This is a genomic window from Mesorhizobium sp. WSM4849 (genome assembly GCF_055811385.1).
Map to the genome: position 1 here is coordinate 1 of NZ_JBVVPW010000124.1, position 374 is coordinate 374.

Annotated in this window: 1 pseudogene; it reads right to left on the reverse strand. The window is 62.0% G+C overall.

The features are described 5' to 3' along the window. Nucleotides 1–39 precede the first annotated feature (39 nt). Nucleotides 40–374: pseudogene (locus tag AC0L3L_RS36495) on the reverse strand (hypothetical protein); the annotation flags it as partial.

Genomic DNA, 374 nt, shown 5'->3' on the forward strand with positions numbered 1-374 from the left:
AATCACTGTCCCGTAATTACTGAAATCGCTGTCCGCGAATTAGCGGAATCGGTGTCCGCGAATTTCTGAAACACGCACCACAGCCACGGCAGCTCGTTTGAAGCCAACCCTCTCCCGGAGCTTGAGGCCCCATGTGCGCAGGCTGCTGTCGATCGAGCTGCGTGTCAGGATGACCGCCGCAGCCTCATAGGGAAGTCCCCGCAAATGTCGATCGCCGCGTCGGGATTGCCCTTGCGTCCACGGAAGCAGAAGATCGCGCCAGTGTGCGGGTCGAGCGCGAGCACCTGCTGCACCATTCGCCTGGTCGGCATCGAGCTCGCCGCCGGCCATCTGCTTGCGCCACGCATAGAGCTGTGACGGAGCTACGCCGAACG